Origin of the sequence: Bordetella genomosp. 4, from assembly GCF_002261185.1 — a bacterium.
In the GTDB taxonomy this organism is placed as follows: domain Bacteria; phylum Pseudomonadota; class Gammaproteobacteria; order Burkholderiales; family Burkholderiaceae_B; genus Bordetella_A.
Genome location: NZ_NEVQ01000013.1, coordinates 52337 through 68265, shown reverse-complemented (window position 1 = coordinate 68265; position 15929 = coordinate 52337). Strand labels below are relative to the sequence as shown.

The 15929-nt window shown below is 60.5% G+C and carries 15 protein-coding genes; 11 read left to right on the top strand and 4 right to left on the bottom strand.

What is annotated here, in order from left to right; translation table 11 throughout:
* Positions 1–32 precede the first annotated feature (32 nt).
* Positions 33–1661: a gamma-glutamyltransferase gene (gene ggt / locus CAL20_RS10575; protein WP_094820970.1), complete on the bottom strand. Its 1629-nt coding sequence runs from the start codon at positions 1659–1661 to the stop codon at positions 33–35.
* 175 nt (positions 1662–1836) lie between these two features.
* Here ggt and CAL20_RS10570 point away from each other — a divergent pair, with 175 nt between their 5' ends.
* Together CAL20_RS10570 and CAL20_RS10565 are read left to right on the top strand one after the other, a co-directional pair.
* Positions 1837–2739 carry a LysR substrate-binding domain-containing protein gene (locus tag CAL20_RS10570; RefSeq protein ID WP_094820969.1) on the top strand — a complete coding sequence of 301 codons (903 nt, stop codon included), beginning with the start codon at positions 1837–1839 and terminating at the stop codon, positions 2737–2739.
* An 85-nt stretch (positions 2740–2824) separates the two neighbouring features.
* The gene (locus CAL20_RS10565) at positions 2825–3268 is read left to right on the top strand and encodes a type II secretion system protein N (RefSeq protein ID WP_094837835.1); all 444 of its coding nucleotides are present in this window, start codon (positions 2825–2827) and stop codon (positions 3266–3268) included.
* 70 nt (positions 3269–3338) lie between these two features.
* On the opposite strand, the gene CAL20_RS10560 is transcribed toward CAL20_RS10565, so the two are convergent.
* Positions 3339–4028: a DUF3313 domain-containing protein gene (locus CAL20_RS10560; RefSeq protein ID WP_094820966.1), complete on the bottom strand. Its 690-nt coding sequence runs from the start codon at positions 4026–4028 to the stop codon at positions 3339–3341.
* Positions 4029–4304: 276 nt separating this feature from the next.
* Here CAL20_RS10560 and gspG point away from each other — a divergent pair, with 276 nt between their 5' ends.
* From gspG to CAL20_RS10515, 9 genes are all read left to right on the top strand, one after another.
* Positions 4305–4733 carry a type II secretion system major pseudopilin GspG gene (gspG, locus tag CAL20_RS10555; protein ID WP_176456483.1) on the top strand — a complete coding sequence of 143 codons (429 nt, stop codon included), beginning with the start codon at positions 4305–4307 and terminating at the stop codon, positions 4731–4733.
* A complete protein-coding gene (gene gspH, locus CAL20_RS10550) occupies positions 4705–5196 on the top strand; it encodes a type II secretion system minor pseudopilin GspH (protein WP_094837834.1) in 492 nt (163 codons plus the stop codon). The genes gspG and gspH overlap by 29 nt, the downstream gene beginning before the upstream one ends.
* Entirely contained in the window at positions 5183–5722 is a 540-nt protein-coding gene (gspI, locus tag CAL20_RS25815; protein WP_094837833.1) for a type II secretion system minor pseudopilin GspI, read from the top strand. The genes gspH and gspI overlap by 14 nt, the downstream gene beginning before the upstream one ends.
* 65 nt (positions 5723–5787) lie before the next feature.
* Positions 5788–6435: a PulJ/GspJ family protein gene (locus CAL20_RS10540; RefSeq protein WP_179266652.1), complete on the top strand. Its 648-nt coding sequence runs from the start codon at positions 5788–5790 to the stop codon at positions 6433–6435.
* Between the two features lie 86 nt (positions 6436–6521).
* Positions 6522–7430, top strand: coding sequence for a type II secretion system minor pseudopilin GspK (gene gspK, locus CAL20_RS10535; RefSeq protein ID WP_256981420.1), 909 nt, complete (start codon positions 6522–6524; stop codon positions 7428–7430).
* Positions 7409–8590: a type II secretion system protein GspL gene (gene gspL, locus CAL20_RS10530; protein ID WP_094837830.1), complete on the top strand. Its 1182-nt coding sequence runs from the start codon at positions 7409–7411 to the stop codon at positions 8588–8590. Before gspK ends, gspL begins: the two co-directional genes overlap by 22 nt.
* Positions 8587–9234 (top strand): type II secretion system protein GspM, encoded by a 648-nt coding sequence (gene gspM, locus CAL20_RS10525; RefSeq protein WP_094820949.1) that lies wholly within the window; start codon positions 8587–8589, stop codon positions 9232–9234. The genes gspL and gspM overlap by 4 nt, the downstream gene beginning before the upstream one ends.
* Before the next feature lie 150 nt (positions 9235–9384).
* Positions 9385–10134, top strand: a complete 750-nt coding sequence (gene gspN, locus CAL20_RS10520) for a type II secretion system protein N (protein WP_179266651.1) — start codon at positions 9385–9387, stop codon at positions 10132–10134.
* A 355-nt stretch (positions 10135–10489) separates the two neighbouring features.
* A complete protein-coding gene (locus CAL20_RS10515) occupies positions 10490–11644 on the top strand; it encodes a glycosyltransferase (protein ID WP_094837829.1) in 1155 nt (384 codons plus the stop codon).
* Between the two features lie 69 nt (positions 11645–11713).
* On the opposite strand, the gene gspE is transcribed toward CAL20_RS10515, so the two are convergent.
* Positions 11714–13144 carry a type II secretion system ATPase GspE gene (gene gspE / locus CAL20_RS10510; protein WP_094820947.1) on the bottom strand — a complete coding sequence of 477 codons (1431 nt, stop codon included), beginning with the start codon at positions 13142–13144 and terminating at the stop codon, positions 11714–11716.
* Positions 13141–15741, bottom strand: a complete 2601-nt coding sequence (gene gspD, locus CAL20_RS10505; RefSeq protein WP_094837828.1) for a type II secretion system secretin GspD — start codon at positions 15739–15741, stop codon at positions 13141–13143. Before gspD ends, gspE begins: the two co-directional genes overlap by 4 nt.
* Positions 15742–15929: the final 188 nt, after the last annotated feature.

The following is a 15929-nucleotide window of genomic DNA, read 5'->3' as shown; positions in this document are numbered from 1 at the left end:
TCCGGTGTTGGATGCATTGCTGCTATTTTGGCTTAGAAGCCGACGGCTTGGCCGTCACGTCGGGTATCGCTGGCCGCGACATAGCCCAGTTCGTTGTCGCTCTCGTGCATGCGCCAGATGAACTGGCCCGCGCCAAAGTCCATATAGGGATCATCCACCGACTTCAGCGCATGGCCCAATGCCTGCAGCCCCTCGACGGTCGCACGGTTCATACTGGACTCGATATCCAGCGTGAAATCGCGGTTGACCTTCCAACGGGGCGCGTCGCACGCGGCCTGCGGCTGCTGATGGTAGTCCAGCATGCGCACCACGGTTTGTAGATGGCCTTGCGGCTGCATGTCGCCGCCCATCACGCCAAAGCTCATCACGGGCTTGCCGCCGCGCGTCAGGAATCCAGGAATGATCGTGTGGAAAGGCCGCTTGCCGCCTTCGACCACGTTGGGCGATTTCGGATCCATTGAGAAACCTACGCCGCGGTTCTGCAGGCTGATGCCGGTGCCCGGCACGACCACACCCGAACCGAAGCCCATGTAATTCGATTGGATGAACGAGATCATCATGCCGCTTTCGTCGGCAGCCGTCAGATAAATCGTGCCGCCAGCATGTGGACGGCCGGCTTCGAACTGCGTGGCGCGGTCCAGGCGGATCAGCTTGGCGCGGCTTTGCAGATAGGCATCAGACAGCATCTGCTCGGGCGTGACGTCCATGCTGCGCGGGTCGGACACATAGCGGTACAGATCCGAGAACGCCAGCTTCATGGCCTCGATCTGCACGTGTTGCGACTCAACCGAATCGACCTTCATATTGGCCAGGTCGAAGTGCTCGCAAATACCCAGCGCCATCAATGCGGCAATGCCCTGCCCGTTCGGCGGGATTTCGTGCAGTTCGTAGCCGCGATACGACTTGGAAATCGGTTTGACCCAGTCCGGCTTGTAGTTGCGCAGATCGTCCAGCGTCATTGCACCGCCGCATTCTTTCGCAAACGCGACGATTTTCTCGGCGATTTCGCCCTCGTAGTAATCCCGGCTGCCGCTGGCGGCGATTCGGCGCAGCGTGTAGGCGGCATCGGGAAGGCGGAAATGCTCGCCCGGATTCGGCGCGCGGCCGTTCGGCAGGAACGCCTGCGCATAGCCTGGTTGATTCCGCAGCTCGTCGGCAGCGGCTGCCCATTTATGGGCCACGACAGGCGGTACCGCATAGCCGCGCTCAGCGATTTCAATCGCGGGCTCGAACAGATCGGCAAACGGCAGCTTGCCGAATTTCTCGTGCAACGCCGCCCAGCCAGCCACCGCACCCGGCACCGTGACAGAATCCCAACCGCGCTTGGGCTGAATCGCCAGGCCGTTGGCGTCCGTACCGTATTTCGCCTTGAAATACTCGGTGTTCCAAGCCGCAGGGGCTACACCCGACGAGTTCAAGCCATGCAATTCCTTGCCATCCCACAGAATCGCAAAGCAATCGCTGCCCAAACCGTTCGACACCGGCTCAGTCAGCGTAATCGTGGCGGCCGCCGCAATCGCCGCGTCGATGGCATTGCCGCCCTTTAGCAGCATGCGTAATCCCGCCTGAGCGGCCAACGGATGCGACGTCGATACCACGTTCCGGGCGAAGTGCGGAATGCGGTAGGAGGGATACGGGTTATTCCAATCAAAGGTTTTCATGGCGCGGAGACTCGAAAAAGAAACCTGGAAGTTAGATACATCAACCGGACTGCATGGCCGACACGAGCGCCGGCACAATGCGCCAGCGCGAATGCGCCAGCCGAAACAATCGAAGTTACTCTTGTGATTTAATTAAATCAATTTGAATAATTATTTTCTCGTAAAAAATTTTTTTATGAGTAGCATACGCTTCCTGCGCAGTTTCCTGGCCGTCGCCCACCACGGCTCGTTTTCCGAAGCCGCCGAGCAGGTCGCCCTGACGCAAGCGGCCATCAGCTTTCAGATGCGCGCCATCGAGGCCGAACTGGGACGGGAATTGTTCGACCGTACGGGGCGGCTGGCCATCTTGAACGCGGCCGGCCGCGAGCTGTTGCCGGATATCAAACAGCTGGTCGACATGTACGATCGCCTGAAGCTGCCTCGTTCGGCCCCTGGCAAGCTGGCGGGTGCAGTTTCCATCGGCGCGATCGTGTCCTGCATGGGAACGCTGTCCAAGGTGGTGTCTCAGCTCAAACGCCAGCACCCCGCCCTGGATGTCCGCGTCCTGTCCGGTAAAGCCAGCGAGCTCGCCAGCAAGGTCGAGGCAGGCGAACTCGATGCGGCCTTTGTCGTCGAGAGCAACCGCAAGGTCGCCAGCCTGCACTGGACCCCGCTTTACGAAGAACCGCTGGTCATCGTCGCGCCGGCGTCGGTCCAGGAACAAACGGCGCATGCCGTGTTGGCGGCCAATCCTTTCTTGCGCTTTGATCGCACCCAGCGTACTGGCCGGCAAATTGACCGCCTGTTACGGCGTCTGGGCGTCGCCTCTGACGAGTTTCTGGAATTGAACGCGATCGAGACGCTGGTCGAACTGGTGCGCCAGGAGGTGGGAGTGACCCTGCTGCCGCTATTGAATGGATCGAACTGGCAAAACAGTCCGGACCTGCGCATCGTGCCGCTGCCCGATGAACTGGGACACCCTACCCGCAGCATCGGCATGGTGGAACGCCGCGATCACGTCCGCCAGCACATCACCCATGAAATCTGCACGCAAAGCCTGGAGATATTCCAGATGAAAGCGCATGCCCAGGCAAGTTGATGCTGGCTGCTGGCGTGACACACATACTGCTGTCATAAATCTACGTTAGGGTCCACGCTTTCGTCCTAGCGATACCATTTGCTTTATGCGCCTGCGTCCGACTTTTACGCTGCCCTCTGCCCCACGCACTGTACGCGTTCTCGCAATAGCCGCGGCGGCCGCGGGTGTGGGACTATGGAGCGCAATTCTGTTGGCGCCTGCGCCCGACGATTTGCCCCCCGCGCTCAATACCAGCAGCGCCCCGGTATCGGACACACGCTCTGTTGCGATGCTGTTTGGCACCGATGGGGTCCTGGACACGCAGATCACGGTGTTGGGTTTGATTGCGGCGGGAACCCAAGGGTCCGCCGTATTGAGCGTGGATGGCGCGCCGGCCCGCGCCTATCGCATCGGTACGGAGCTCGCACCGGGATTGTCCCTCGTCGAGGTCTCGACCAACGGCGTCGAATTGGACCGCAATGGAGCGCGTTTGCGCGTGGCGGCGCCCAAACTATCCGCCGTCCCGGCGGGGATTGTGGCCGTGCCCTAGGTCGGCTCACGTCTCCCGCACGATCGGCACCCGGCTATTGCTGCGGTCCCGATCGTCGCTGCGCTGCCGCTTATTTTCCTTTGACGTATTTGCGGACCTCACGGGCAGCACCGGTGGCCCATTCGTTGATCAGCGGCTGCAGATCGGCCACCTGAACCCCTCCCTTGCCCTGGCTGGCGCTCGTGATCCGTTCGCCTGTGCCTCCACGCACGGCGGCATACAACATCTCGCCCGACATACTGTCTGTGACGTGAGTCTCGATTGCAATCGTCGCATCACGCGGCAGCCCGCCATCCAGGGCGGCTTTGGCACCAGTCAATACCAGGCCGATAGGAATGTATTGGTAAGCCTTCAGCGATTGCTGCTCTGTCCCGACGGTGGTGATGGCGATACGCACATGTGCTACCCCTGGCCCTGCACGGTCTACCAAACGGGCCTGCTGGCCGATCTTGCTACGCAGCGTTTGGTCGATCATATTGCGGATCTGGGTCAAGGTTTCCATCGACACATCTGCCGTGGCCTGCGGCTCTGGGTAATACTTAACGGTGTCAAGCCATACCGCCTTGTAGCGTGCCGGCGTAAACGCAGGGTTCACATAGACCTGCCGAGTGCCACCATCAGGGGTGGTTTCCTGGTGCAGACGGCTGTAATCCGGCAAAAAGCCCGACTCTTTAGGCGCGGACCGCGTCGCACAACCCGACACCAAGAAAGCGGCCAATATCCCCAAACAAATTGCACGCACTGGATTATTGATTTTCATTGATTTTCCTTTGCGGAAAGTAGACCCAGAGAAGTAGCGCTGTAAACTTTTGTCCTGTTTCCTACCATAACGTAACAAAAGCTACACAGCACTATAGCGCGCTCCAAACGCTTTGTGTCAACGTCCGTCTGCGAAACACGTATCTGTCTGCGCGGGCGGCATTCCCGGGGCGCGCAAACCTGCCCACTGCTTTCGCCCCGGAAGTATTACTGTCATATTTCTGACGCATCATTGCCGCCTTCATATGTTTTTTCATTGAGTGAGCGGAGAAAGTTCGTGCATCAGTTTCAGCGCCAGCGCGGCCGGCAGCAAGGTTTCACCCTGATCGAGATCATGGTGGTCGTTGTGATCATGGGCATTCTGGCTGCGCTCGTCGTCCCTCGCGTGCTGGATCGCCCCGACCAGGCGCGCCGCGTCGCGGCCAAGCAGGACATCAACGGCCTGATGCAGGCCTTGAAACTCTATCGTCTGGACAACGGCCGCTATCCCTCTACCGCTCAGGGATTGCAGGCGCTGGTGCAACGCCCGGAGGGCGCGCGCAATTGGCGGCCGTATCTGGACCGCATGCCAAACGACCCCTGGGGCCATCCCTATCAATACCTGAACCCCGGCGTTAAAGGCGAAATCGATGTGTTCTCGTTTGGCCCCGACAACAAGCCAGGCGGAGAGCAAGACGATGCGGACATCGGCTCGTGGGAACTCTGAGGGCGGCTTTACCCTGATCGAAATGCTGGTCGTGGTGGTGATCATCGCCATCGCGGCCTCGATGGTCAGCTTGTCGGTGGCATCCTCGTCCGATCGGACGCTGCGTGCTGACGCGGAACGTCTGGTTGATGCTTTTTCTGTCGCGCAAAGCGAAGCCCGCAGCGATGGCCGCACGATTCGCTGGTATGCGGACGAGCAAGGCTGGTCGTTCGAACGCCAGGGTCGATCGGAGCGTTTGTCGGCGCAGGACGATGGCCCCCTCAAGCCTGATCGCTTCGATGATGACCAAAGCCTGCGTCCTCAGACATGGGGCTCGCCGCCCGTGGCGTTACAGCTTTCACCCAATCGGCCCGTCGTTTTCGGTACCGAGTGGATTGCCGATCCCATCATACTGGAGCTCTCCATCAAAGGAGACACCGTGCGTATCGAACGCGACGCGGCAGGCGGATATGCCATTAATTAAACGGTTTCTTGAAGGCCTCGTGCGGCCGCATATTCGCCACCCGGAGAGCCGGTCGCTACGGCCACGGGTATGCGGCGGCCAGCGCTCCGGTGGCCGGCATTCCGGTGGCCGGCGACCCGGTGACCGGCAAACCGGTGGCCAGCTTTCCGGCGCATCCAGACCTGCCGAGCAAGGTTTCACCCTGATCGAAGTCCTCGTGGCGTTGGCCATCATCGCCGTCGCCATGGGCGCGGCGCTGCGGGCTACGCAGGTCATGCTCGATAACAGCCGCGCCATCCGCGGCAAGACGCTGGCGCTGCTGGCTGCTGAAAACACCTTGGCGCAATTGCGGCTGGAGCGCGCGTTTCCGCGCGCCGGTACACAGACGCGCCCCTGCCCCCAAGGCAATATCGCACTGCGCTGCGAAATCGAAATCCGTAATTCAATGAACCGCAATTTCCGCCAAGTCACAGTCCGGGTGAATGACGCCGACCGCGATGGCGTGACACTGACGCAATTGAGCGGCCTCTTGTCGCAGGTCAGATAATGCGCACCCGTTTTAGCAGACCGGTGAGATCGAATAGACGCTCGGGCGCGCGTCAGATCGCCCCCATGCGTCCTCGTACCGCGCAGCAAGGCTTCACGCTCATCGAAGTTCTGATCGCGATCGCCCTGATGGCGCTGGTCAACCTGCTATCCTGGAAAGGCCTGGAACAAGTGTCGAACGCTCGGGATTGGCTGGGCGAGGAATCCGCAGACCAGGCTATCGTCCTGCGTACGCTGGGGCAAATCGAACGCGATTTAAATCGCGCCTATGCAGGTACGCCTGCGGGCACAATATCAAGCACGTCCGGCAGCGCCGACGGCACAGGCACGGGCACGACCGCTTCGAGCAGCAGTACCACGCTGCTGCCCCCGGGCATTGATATCACGCAATCCTCCGGTGCCGTGCTGCTGAATCTGATCCGCGCCACACCGGAAAATGGCTTGTGGCAACGCGTCATGTGGCGGCTGCGTCCCGATGGCTTATGGCGCTATAGCGGTGCACCCGGCTCGAGTTATCCATTGCCTGAACCCGACCAGGGCGTTCTGATCATGCCCGATGTCAGCCGGCTGGACGTGCGCGCATGGTTGACCGGACAAGGCTGGATCAACCCATTGCGGCCGGCCACGGCCCGTGCAGCGGGCCTGGAAATCGCCATCGAGCGTCAGCGCGGCAATCAGAAAGAACGCTATACCCGAATTGTGGTGCTGTCATGAGGACGGCGCGCATCGGCCCAAGCTGTGCGTCAGCAGTATTGGAAACATCCCGGGCAAAGTGCCGCCACGCCCGCGAACAGCGAGGCATGGCTGTCGTCAGCGCCCTGATAGTCGTAGCCATCGTGGCGGCGCTGACCAGCGGCCTGTTTCTGCGCCAGACATCGGCCATACGCCAGATCGAGAACGAACAGGCGCGCATTCAGGCGCGATGGCTGCTATTGGGCGGCATTGATTGGTCGCGTCTGATCTTGCGCGATAACGCCCGGGTTGAATCCACCGTCAGGCGGGATCAACTATGGGCAACCCCGGTCCAGGACACACGCATCGATGGTGAACAGACGGGCGAGGACGCTGTCTTTGCCGGCAACATCCAAGACGAACAAGGCAAATACAACCTGTACAACCTGGCCAAGCAAGGCATCGTGGACGAAGCGCAGGTCGAGGTCCTGTCCCGCCTGCTCGACATGCTGGGCCTGCCCAACACCCTGGCACGCCAGATGGCCACGCACATGGCGCTGACGCAAAGCCGAAAAGTCTCGGCGGACCAAGCATCGGCCGACGAAACCAACAGCGGCGCGCGCGCGCCGCAATCACGCTGCATTGACGATATGGCCGCGCTATTGCGTGTCGACGACAGAGCGCTGCAGACCCTGCGCCGCACCCTCACCGTATTGCCAGAGGCCACTGAGGTCAACGTGAACACTGCCGAGCCGGAGGTCATTGCGGCAATCGTGACCGGTTTAACGCTCGCGCAGGCCCGCAGCATCACCGGCGAACGCGACCGCGGCGCCTGGTTCAACAACAGTGCGGACTTCACTAATCGTTTGAGCAGCTATGGCGATGCCCTGGAAATTCCTCCCGTGACTACCGGCAGCAATTGGTTCGTTGCCAATGGCACCGTGGCCTATCTGCGCTCCCGCGTCAGCATGCAGGCGCTGCTGAATATGTCGGCAGACAGCACACCGAAAACTGTATGGATAAGAGAAACACCGTAACCACGCCGTCACGCGCGCCGGTAAAGAACACGCTACGTATCGCCCTGCCCCCCTTGGCGGAATGGACGGACAGTACGCCTTTGGCTTATGCCTGGCTCGATCGGCAAGGCCGGGTTGCGCGTGGCGGAGGTTTGCCTGCGACGGAACTTGCTGCGGCATTCGCCCAGGCACGTACCCAAGTGGTCTTGCATCCGGATGACGTGATCGTCGCTACGATCAACGTCCCGGCTGTCCCCGCGAATCGCTATGCCGCCGCCGTGCGTGGCATCCTGGAAGGCCTGGTATTGGGGGATATGGACGGACTGGCGATAGGCCACGGCAAACGCGCAGCAGACGGCACGGCCATCGTCGCCTGGACGCCACGCGAAGCCCTGCGCAGCGCGTGGCAGCGCTTGTCCGCTGCCGGCTTGTCCGTGCAGGCGTTTTATCCTTTGCAAGTCTGGTCAGACCAACCGTGCATCGATCAGGCAGCGCCTCTACACACCATCGAGGATCCCCGTTGGCAAGCGCCTAACCCTGGATGGTCTCTGGCCGTCCCGCAGTTGGCGCCGCGCCAACCTTCACGCTGGCGCGGCGCCGCGGCATGGATGGCAGGCGCCGCGCTGATCTGGATTGTCGGCTTGAACATTTATGCCCTTCAACTCGAACACGAGACAGAACAACTACGACAACACATGGAACGCGAGGTACGCGACGCATTCCCCGACATTCCTGTCGTGCTCGATCCCTTGCGTCAAGCACAACAGGGCCGCGATGCGCTGCGTACCGGACAGGGAGACGCCTCGGGCAAAGATCTATTGTCGCTGGCCCGTATTGCCGCCAATGTGTTGCCGTTTGCCACCGATGCGGTAGATCTGCTGGTCTACCAGAATGACGCGCTGACCCTGAGGCTGAACGACGGCTCGCAAGACGGCCCGAGCGAACCGGGATCGTCGCCCGCGAACGAACTGGGCAATGCGCCACCGCCCGAGGTTACAGCAGCCTCGCGTGAATCCGCACGCCCGGCTTCAGTGTCGAATACCCGGTCTAGCGACGCTAAAACCACTGCGGCCGACCGCGTGGCCGATACCGCTGCCATTTTGCAACGTGCCTCTGCCTTGGGCGCGCGCGTCGAGCGCGACGATAAAGGCGCCTGGCGTATTACTCGAGCCGAACCATGAGTTTTTCCGATTCCCTGCGTAACTCCCTGGCCCCCTGGGTCCGCCGAGGCTCGATCTGGTATGGCAGAGCCGAATCCTGGTATCGACATCGCCCGCGTCGCGAGCAACGATTGCTGGCAATCGCTGGCAGCGTGATGGGCACAGCTCTCGTTTTTCTGGTCCTGATCGAGCCGGCGTGGTCGACCATGACACGCGCCCAACAACAGTTGCCGGAATTGCGCACACAAGCCGCCACAGTATCCGACCTGACCGCGCAAGTCCGTGCCCTGAGGCGTCAAGGGAACCATGGCGCCAGCAACGGCGCCCCTTCGATCGAGGAGCTCGGCAACAGCCTCAAACGCGAAGGGTTGAACGAGGAGAGCTGGTCCTTGTCTGAAGGGCCTGCGACCTCTGTATTGAGCACCAGCAATGGCCAAACCTCGCAAACCTACAGCAGCCAGGATCTGGCCACTCGCCAGGCCATCACCCTGACACTGAACGAAGCGTCCTCATCCGCCCTGTTCCGCTGGCTGGATACTTCCGCCCGCGATTGGCGCCTGTCCGTGGTCAAAGCAGAACTCACGCGCGCTCTGCACGCCACGGGCCGCCGCTTGCCTGGCCGCCTGAGCGGCACATTGATATTGCTGCCGGCTTCACCATCGTGAGGCCTTTAGCCGCGATCACGCCACCGATGCGTCGGGCGACATGCTTGACGTCATCACTGTTGACGCCCACAGACGTGTGCATACCGCGCATGTGATGTGAACCCGCTTCCGTTCCCATACCACGGACACCCCTCGACCAAGCCTTTCCTGATGCGCCTGTCATTACCTTCATTCATCTCGGTGCCGTTGACCGTTCTGGCGCTCTGCAGCGCCATCGTTGCCGCGCTACTCGTCCTGCCCGCACGCTGGCTGATGCTGGCTTTGCCTGATAACGCCATGGCTGCCATTGCTGACGCCAGCGGCACCGTCTGGCGCGGCAGTGCGCAAATCGCGCTCGGGCCCGATGGTGCGCGATATCTGCTACCGCAGCCCATCAACTGGCAATGGAATAACGGTGCGCTTGAGGTTTCCCATCCCTGGCTGCGAGGTCCCGTCCGCGTCCAGCCCAGTTGGTCGGGCATGAAAGTATCGGCCCAAAATCTACGCGCGCCCGCCAGCGTCCTGACCGCGTTCGGCGCGCCGCTGAACACGATTGCCCCCGCAGGCCAGATCAGCCTCGAATGGCAAAGCTTTATCGTGGGTCACCTGCCTCAAAGCGGCAACCTCGCTACCGGCCGCTGGACCCAAGCCAGCTCCGCACTATCTCACGTACGTCCCCTGGGCGACTATCGCTTGCAGGTCAACGCCAAAGACGGCAATGCTCAGTTCACATTAAGCACAGATTCCGGCGCACTGCTCATCAATGGCCAAGGTCAATGGCAACAAGGCCGTCTCCGTCTGCAAGGCACCGCAGAGCCCGCCGACAATGCCACCGACGCACAACGCGCCGCACTGACCGGCCTGCTCAGCGCATTGGGGCCCGTCACCAAGGGCCAAAGCCGCTTTGGCACGCCGCGTTGATCGCCAGCAGCGTCGGTGACTCGAGCGGTTTATTTCGTGTAATAAACATCATGTTGCCGCAACGGCGATAAGTAGCACTTTTCTGTCGAAAAAAAACGTGTGTTAGGAGCTGTAAAACTCCACATGTGCCGCAGCGCACAATGCTAGCCTGAAGCCGTTCGGATACGGTCAAGGCGGGCTCAATCACGCCGGCAGGATAGCATCCCTGCCCACACCAAGTCGTTGCTCGAATACGGGCATTCATTCGTGACGAAATGGCAAGCAGCTTGCCAATAGACGTCTTTATCGACGCAAGCATCGTCTCTACGATTCAGACTCAAGATGCGTCGCCCCCAGCGGCGTTTTGGCAATTCCCATGAATATTCTGTACACGAATTTCCATGCCGCGGCGACCATCGGCGGTCATTCGATCTATATCCTGTCGTTGCTGCGGGCACTGGCCTCACACCACAATCTCATGGTGGCGGTTCCTGATGGCTGCGGCCTGGCGCGCATGGCGGGCGATATAGCCAATGTGCGAATCATTGCACAAGAGTATCCCAGCCGCTTTTTCAAGCGCCTGCGTGCCGCCCGGCAACTGCGGCGCGTGATTCGGGAACAGCAGATCGACGTTATTCACGTCAACGGTTCGGCCGATCACCGTACCGTGATGCAAGCCTGCGCAGGTTTAGGCCGCAAGCGGCCTCGCGTCGTCTTCACCAAACATAACGATCTGCCTATCTCGGCCATCGGCGCGGCTTGGCGCGCCCGCCTCTGCACTGACCATGTGATCGGCGTATGCCGCTATATCGAGCCCATGCTGCGCCAGTCACCCTATGCGCGCCGGCCTATCAGCATCATTGCCAATGGAGTATGCCAACAACGGTTTCACCCCTGGTCCACAGACGGCGCACTTTCGGCCAGGCAGGCACTGTTGGGGTCACGCGCAGCCGATTGCCGATTGCTGGTGGGCAGCAATGCCGGCACCAATGACTACAAAGGCTGGATGGACATGGTGCATGGCCTCGCCTTGCTAGGCGAACAGGCTCGAGGCGTATACGTAGCGTTGGCGGGCGCCTACCCGGATGCCGAGCAGATGCAGGCATTACAGGCAACCGGGCTGGCGGACCGCGTCATTTTTACGGGACCGCTGGATGATGTACGGCCTTTCCTGGCGGCACTGGATCTAGGCTTTGTCCTGTCGTATCGGGTCGAAACCATTTCGTTTGCGTGCCGCGAGATGATGGCCATGGGCTTGCCCGTCATCGTGTCCGATCAGGCCGGTCTGCCGGAAAATATTACGCCCGGCCACGATGGCTGGATTGTGCCCCGCCGCGACCCGCAGGCCGTGGCTGAAGTGATGCGGGGCGTGTTGCAAGACCATGCCAGTCTCAAAGCCATGGGCCAGGCTGCGCGGCGCAAAAGCATTGAGGAGTTCAGCGTCGAAGCCTTTTCCCGGCAGACCGAGCAGGTTTATCTGAGCTTGGCACGTGCCGCCGAAACGCCCAAACTGCAACCGCGCCTGAATTAATCGTTTCCGCTCGACGTGGGAGTCGGCAGGGTAACTCTGCGCCCGGCCTACGCACCCGTCAAGCCACTTTTATGACTCTCGGGTCACGCGCAAGATTTCCTCCGGCGATGTAGCGCCCGCTTCCACCCAGCGCTGCCCGTCATCGCGCAGTGTCCGCATCCCATTGCATAAAGCCTGCTTGCGTATGGCCTGCTCATCACGCCCTTCGTGAATCAAACGGCGTACATCCTCGTCCACCGTGAAGAGTTCATGAATCCCGGACCGTCCGCTGTACCCAGTGTGATTACACGCTTCGCAACCGACCGGTCTATACACTACCGTTCCATCGGGCAAGGTCTCTGGAGTACGACACTCTGGGCAGAGCTTGCGTATCAAACGCTGCGCCAACACCCCCAGCAACGACGACGCCAGCAAGAACGGCTCGACACCCATATCGACCAGACGCGTCACCGCCGAAGTCGCATCGTTCGTGTGCAGCGTCGCCAGCACCAAGTGCCCCGTCAATGACGCCTGCACCGCAATCTGCGCTGTTTCCAGATCCCGGATTTCCCCGATCATGATTACATCCGGGTCCTGGCGCAAAATTGCACGCAGGGCCAGCGCAAATGTCATATCGATCTTGGCGTTGACTTGCGTCTGGCTGATGCCTGGCAAGTCATATTCGATGGGGTCCTCCACCGTCAAAATATTGCTCGTCGAAGCATCCAGCCGCGCCAGGGCCGCATACAAGGTCGTCGTTTTACCGCTACCCGTAGGCCCCGTCACCAACACGATACCGTGCGGCTGGCGGATCAGATGATCCAACTGCGCCAGCACCGATGGGCTCATCCCCAGTTTTTCCAGCTGCAGACGCCCCGCCTCTTTATCCAGCAGACGCAGCACCGCACGCTCGCCGTGCCCGGTCGGCAAGGTCGATACCCGTACATCAATCGGACGCCCGCCTACACGCAACGCAATACGCCCGTCCTGCGGCAAACGCTTTTCCGCAATATCGAGATGCGCCATGATCTTGATACGCGAGATCAGTGCTGAATGCAGCGCTTTGCGCGGACTGACGACATCGCGCAGAACGCCATCTACGCGGTAACGCACCACCGAATGCGTCTCATAAGGCTCGATGTGCATATCGCTCGCACCGTCACGTGCCGCCTGCGCAAACAAGGCATTGATCATGCGGATGACAGGCGCATCGTCCTGGGTTTCCAGCAGATCGGCGACCTCTGGAATGTCCTGCATCAGACGATCCAGATCGATCTCGTTTTCCGCCACGCCCATCACCGAGGCGGCATCGGCTGTATCGCTATAGGCGGCATTCAGCAAGGTTTCCAGAACATCGTCTGACACCTCGGTCACAGGCACCTCACCGTGACAACGCAGGATTTCGCGTATTGCCCACGACGGCGTACGCGCACTCGTCGTCAGTTTCGACGCTCCTGGACGCAGTAGCAGCACCGCACGCTGCGCGCGGGCCCAACTGTAAGGCAAGGGATAAGCGTTCACAGATGCGTCACCAACTCGGCGCGATAACCCAGTTCCTTCAACAACGCGACAGCGGTATCCACCGTCGTTGCGTCGCGCGCCAGTTCTGTGCGTACCACGTATCCCTGCCCGCCAGGCCCCACCTGGCTATAGGCGTTCAAGCCGCTCGTGCGTACACGCTGCACAATGCGATTCGCTTCCGCCTCATCCTGGACCGAGGCGAATTGCAGAACGGTGGTGTTCGAATCCTTTTCTGCGTAGAGTGCGGAAGGATCCGTCGCGATACTGACGCCCAAAGGCAGGCTCGCCCGAATAGGCAAGCTCGGATCCGAGCCGCCAAAGGGCTCCGGAAATTGACGCACGGCAAATGTCTGCACCGTTGTCGGCGGCTCACGGCGCATCGTGGTAGCCAGCGCTTCCGGGCGCATGTCGTAATCGGCGCCACCTACCGCCGGCACATTCGCCGGCGGCAGCAGCGGCGCTTGCATATCAGGCAGGAGCCAATGTTTGCCGGGCTGCGCCTGACTTTGCAGACGGCGCATATAGTCGTACCGGTTGACCGTCACATTCGCGCTATCGCGCTTGTCACGCACCACATAGGGCCGCAAGAACACCATCAGATTCTTTTTGGTGCGCGCCCGCGAGTCATAGCGGAACAATGCGCCCAGTAAGGGAATCTCGCTCAAACCCGGCACGGCGTTGGTCGACGTCGTGACGCTATCCTCCAGCAAGCCTCCCAGCACAATGATCTGGCCATCGTCGACCAGCACGCTGGTATCGATGGCGCGCTTGTTCGTGACGATGCCCGTGGTCGCGCTGGAGCTGGCTTGGTCAATGCTGCTGACCTCTTGATAGATGTCCAGCTTCACCGTTCCGCCTTCGGAAATCTGCGGACGGATATTGAGCTTCAGACCGACGTCCTCGCGTTCGATCGTTTGGAACGGATTGCTGCTGCCGTCGCTGCCAGAGGTGACATATTGACCGGTCACAAACGGCACAGTCTGCCCGACCAGAATACTGGCGGACTCGTTGTCCAAGGTCAGCAGATTCGGCGTGGACAGAATATTGGCTTTACCCGTATCGTTCAGCGCCCGTGCCAACACCCCCAGATTGATGAGCTCATTCCCCAGCACATCCACGGTGCCCTTGACGACGCCGAGCGTGAGACCGCCTGCCAACTGGTCAATCGTGGTCGCACCCGTCGACGATGTACCGATGCCGCTGCCACCGAGGTTGGTACCGCCGACAAACCCGCTGCCATCGTTCAGATTGCCGCTGCCCGTCATCCACTGGATACCGAACTCTGCCGCGGCTTCATCGTTGACCTCGACAATCAAGCTTTCCACCAGCACCTGCGCGCGACGCTGGTCCAGCTGATCGATCACTTCGCGCAGGCTGCGATACAGCGGCTCGGGCGCCGAAATGATGAGAGTATTGGTTGACGGGTCCGCCTGGATCGTGGCGCCCCCGCCAGAATACGACACTGCCTGAGATGAGCTCGTATCGCGCTCAATCTGTTCCATGCTCAGCGAATTGCCAGACGAACTGCTGGAGCCGCTTCCCGTCGAACTACGGTTCAACGACGTATTGCGCGATGAGGCATTGCGATTGCTGCTGGTGCTCGTGTTGTTGCCCTGCGCCGTCGTCTGACCTGCCATCGCATTGGCTGCATTCGCCGCATTCAAAGACTGGCTGTTCAGCAACCCGCCCAGGACCTCGGCCAGGCGCGCGGCCTGCGCGTTGCGCAGATACACCACGTGCAGATTTCCGGGGCGTGATTGTTCCGAATCCAGCTTGTTGATCAAATCGCGTGCCAATTTAGTACGTGCCGGGCTGCCGGAGCGAATCAACACGCTGTTCGTGCGCGGATCCGCCACCATGGAGATACGCTGCGTCTGATCGCTGTTCTGCGCATCCAGCAACTGCGTCGCCAGCGATGCCAGATCGCTCGCCACGCCATATCGCACGGCCACGACGTCCGTATCAATTGCACTCGGGACATCCACACGCGCGATCACCTGCGCAATGCGGTCGAGATTGTCCGCGTAATCCGTCACGACCAGCGTATTGTTGCCGGGATAAGCATTGATCGGATTGTTGGGCGGCACCAACGGGCGCAGCACCGGCAACAGATTCGCGGCGTTCTCGTATTTCAACGAAAACACGCGCGTCACGATCTCACTGCGTTGCGCCCCACGCGCGAACTCGGCCACGGACACTGGGGCAGGCGCACCCGAGCGACGCAGCGCATCGGTAACGACCGGACTGCCCTGCAGTTTGGCATCGGACTCCGGCACCACACGCGTCACGCCGTCGACCTCCACAATCGCATAGCCCTGCATACGCAATGAACCCGCCAACATATTCAGCGCGGTCGTACGATCAACGGGGCGGTCCGACACCAGCGTCAACTTACCCTTGACGCGCGGATCCACCAGATAATTGCGTTGCGTGAACAACGACAAGGCACGCAATACGGCGGGAATATCCGTATCGACAAAATTCAAACTCACCTTGTCATTAGTGGCCTGCGCCTGAGCGTAGACGACCGGCAAAGGCATCGCGACTTGAGCGATGGCAAGCAGACAGGCCAGAGTAGTTTTTCGAACGCGACGCATGAACTCTCGGTGACTAAAAGCGTAAAAAGACAACGATCAGCAGCAACAAACATGCAACAAATCAACGGGTGAAACCCACCTGAAAACAATGAACGAACCATCTGTCCATCGCTATCCGACCGCAAGACAAAACGCCCGACATTGCGCCTTGGACATGACACTTTCATGACAGGCAATGTGATTACTTC

Coding starts and splice junctions, on each gene's coding strand:
- ggt (WP_094820970.1), bottom strand. CDS start 1,661: ATGAAAACCTTTGATTGGAATAACCCGTATCCCTCCTACCGCATTCCG.
- CAL20_RS10570 (WP_094820969.1), top strand. CDS start 1,837: ATGAGTAGCATACGCTTCCTGCGCAGTTTCCTGGCCGTCGCCCACCAC.
- CAL20_RS10565 (WP_094837835.1), top strand. CDS start 2,825: ATGCGCCTGCGTCCGACTTTTACGCTGCCCTCTGCCCCACGCACTGTA.
- CAL20_RS10560 (WP_094820966.1), bottom strand. CDS start 4,028: ATGAAAATCAATAATCCAGTGCGTGCAATTTGTTTGGGGATATTGGCC.
- gspH (WP_094837834.1), top strand. CDS start 4,705: ATGCGGACATCGGCTCGTGGGAACTCTGAGGGCGGCTTTACCCTGATC.
- gspI (WP_094837833.1), top strand. CDS start 5,183: ATGCCATTAATTAAACGGTTTCTTGAAGGCCTCGTGCGGCCGCATATT.
- CAL20_RS10540 (WP_179266652.1), top strand. CDS start 5,788: ATGCGTCCTCGTACCGCGCAGCAAGGCTTCACGCTCATCGAAGTTCTG.
- gspK (WP_256981420.1), top strand. CDS start 6,522: ATGGCTGTCGTCAGCGCCCTGATAGTCGTAGCCATCGTGGCGGCGCTG.
- gspL (WP_094837830.1), top strand. CDS start 7,409: ATGGATAAGAGAAACACCGTAACCACGCCGTCACGCGCGCCGGTAAAG.
- gspM (WP_094820949.1), top strand. CDS start 8,587: ATGAGTTTTTCCGATTCCCTGCGTAACTCCCTGGCCCCCTGGGTCCGC.
- gspN (WP_179266651.1), top strand. CDS start 9,385: ATGCGCCTGTCATTACCTTCATTCATCTCGGTGCCGTTGACCGTTCTG.
- CAL20_RS10515 (WP_094837829.1), top strand. CDS start 10,490: ATGAATATTCTGTACACGAATTTCCATGCCGCGGCGACCATCGGCGGT.
- gspD (WP_094837828.1), bottom strand. CDS start 15,741: ATGCGTCGCGTTCGAAAAACTACTCTGGCCTGTCTGCTTGCCATCGCT.